Source organism: Pyxidicoccus sp. MSG2 (assembly GCF_026626705.1).
Taxonomy (GTDB): Bacteria; Myxococcota; Myxococcia; order Myxococcales; family Myxococcaceae; genus Myxococcus.
In genome coordinates this window covers 11547765-11550091 of sequence record NZ_JAPNKC010000001.1, presented here as the reverse complement: position 1 = coordinate 11550091, position 2327 = coordinate 11547765, and the positions used below count along the sequence as shown (strand labels likewise).

The following is a 2327-nucleotide window of genomic DNA, read 5'->3' as shown; positions in this document are numbered from 1 at the left end:
AGAACATGCTGCACTTGAGGACTCCACCGTGAAGCTCTTCCTCCTGATGCTCAAGCAATCCCGCGGGCGCGTCCTGCTCGCGGTCCTCTGCGGTCTGATCTCCGGCGCGTGCAGTGCCGGCCTGCTGGCCCTCATCAATGACACCCTCGCCGCCCGCGACACCTCCGTCTCCGGCGGCGCGGCCATGTTCGCCCTCCTGGGTCTGGGCACGCTGCTCAGTCGCATCAGCGCTCAGGTGCTGCTCGCCCGCCTCCACCAGGGCGCCCTCTTCCACCTGCGACTGCGGCTCAGCCGCAACATCCTCGCCGCGCCCCTGCGCCGGCTGGAGACGCTGGGGCGCCACCGACTGCTGGCCACCCTCACGGATGACATCGTCACGGTGGGCATGGGCATGTCCGTGATGCCCTACTTCCTCATCAGCGCCGCCATCCTCTTCGGCTGCCTCGTCTGGCTTGCCACCATCTCCCTGTCCCTTTTCGCCGGGCTCACCGGCTTCCTCATGGTGGGAACGCTGACCTTCCGGCTGCTCACCAGGCGCTCCACGCGCCTGCTGAGCAAGGTGCGCGAAATCCAGGACACCCTCTACCAGCACTTCCGCGCCGTCACCGAGGGCATCAAGGAGCTGAAGCTGCACGGGCCCCGCCGGCAGGCCTTCCTCTCGGAGGACCTCGAGCCCACCACGAAGCAGCTCCGCGACCTGGCCATCTCCAGCAGCAGCAATTACGCCGTCGCGAGCGGTTGGGGCTTCTTCCTCTTCTTCGTCTTCATCGGCCTGCTCCTGTACGGCCTGCCCCGGCTGGCCGTCGTCGACCCAGTGCAGTTGCTCGGCTACACCCTCACCATCCTCTACCTGCAGCAGCCCCTGCAGACGATGATGGACTTCGTCCCCCCGCTGGGACGGGGCAGCGTCGCCGCGCAAAAAATCGAGGCGCTGGGCCTGTCCCTGGCCCAGGAAGCCGAGCCGGTTGCGGCGCCCGCCGCCGCCCCGCGGAGCTTTTCCACCCTGGAACTGCGGGGCGTCACCCACAGCTACCACCGCGAGCAGCAGGATGAGCGCTTCATGCTAGGCCCGGTGAACCTGACCCTGCGTCCCGGCGAGGTCGTCTTCCTGGTGGGCGGCAACGGCAGCGGGAAGACGACGCTGGCCAAGCTGCTCACCGGCCTCTACACCCCCGAGTCCGGGGAAATCCTCGTCGACGGCCAACCGGTGACTGAGCCGGGCCGGGAGCAGTACCGCCAGCTCTTTTCCGCCATCTTCGCCGACTTCTACCTCTTCGAGCGGCTGATGGGCCTCACGCAGGAGGCCACGCGCGCGGCCCAGGGCTACCTGGAGCGTCTGCACCTGGACGCCAAGGTGCGCATCACCCGCGACGCGCTGTCCACCACCGACCTGTCGCTCGGCCAGCGCAAGCGCCTGGCGCTGCTGACCGCCAACCTCGAGGACCGCCCCATCTACCTCTTCGACGAGTGGGCCGCGGACCAGGACCCCATCTTCAAGGACATCTTCTACCAGGAGCTGCTGGCGGACCTGCGGCGCCGAGGCAAGATGGTCATCGTCATCAGCCACGATGACCGCTACTTCTCCAAGGCCGACCGGATCCTCCGACTGGAGTACGGCCAGCTCCTCCCGGAAGGCGCGGACCAGGCGGTCCCCCGGCTCGCCACGACCTGAAGGCGCGCGACCGAGGCCTGGCCGCGCCCGGACGGCGCGGCCAGGCCCCCCGCCTACTGGCAGTCGCCCAGGTTGTAGTTGAAGTCCTGGCGCGGCGTCTGGCCGGGGTCCTGGTTGATGGCCGCGATGCTCAGCTCGCTGTAGGAAACCGTCTGCGTGCTGCCAATCACCATCTGCGTCTTCTGCACGCGCGTGGTGGACAGCACCACCTTGCCCGTCGTGCCGTTGGGCTCGATGCGGAAGCAGTTCATGATGCGCGGGTCCACCGTGGACTTGTAACAACGGGTGTACTGCCCCAGCACCGTGCGCTTCGTGTACGTGCAGCGGCAATCCCACGGGTCGTACTCCTCGGACACGTGCGCGGCCTCATAGCCGGTGGCCGTCTGCACCACCTCCAGGTACGTGCCGTCCTGCGGCTGCTCACACCGCAGCAGCGAGTCGCCGACCGCGCCCTGCTCCACCTCCACCAATTCAGGCACGGCCTCGGCCGCCGGCTGCGACTCCGGCTGCGGCGCGGCCCCACAGCCCAGGCCCAGGAGGGAAGTCACGAAGATGAACGCCGAGAAACGCAGGGAGGAACGCATGGCAGCTCCAGGTGTGGAGTCGGGGTCATTCCCGACTCACACGTATGGGAGCCTTTCCCGGGACTTCGCGC

2 protein-coding genes are annotated in these 2327 nt (G+C 68.0%); one reads left to right on the top strand and one right to left on the bottom strand.

Annotated features, from left to right (window positions below; translation table 11 throughout):
- Positions 1–28 precede the first annotated feature (28 nt).
- The gene (locus OV427_RS44620) at positions 29–1672 is read left to right on the top strand and encodes a cyclic peptide export ABC transporter (protein WP_267862336.1); all 1644 of its coding nucleotides are present in this window, start codon (positions 29–31) and stop codon (positions 1670–1672) included.
- A 53-nt stretch (positions 1673–1725) separates the two neighbouring features.
- On the opposite strand, the gene OV427_RS44615 is transcribed toward OV427_RS44620, so the two are convergent.
- Positions 1726–2256: a hypothetical protein gene (locus OV427_RS44615; RefSeq protein ID WP_267862335.1), complete on the bottom strand. Its 531-nt coding sequence runs from the start codon at positions 2254–2256 to the stop codon at positions 1726–1728.
- Positions 2257–2327 lie beyond the last annotated feature (71 nt).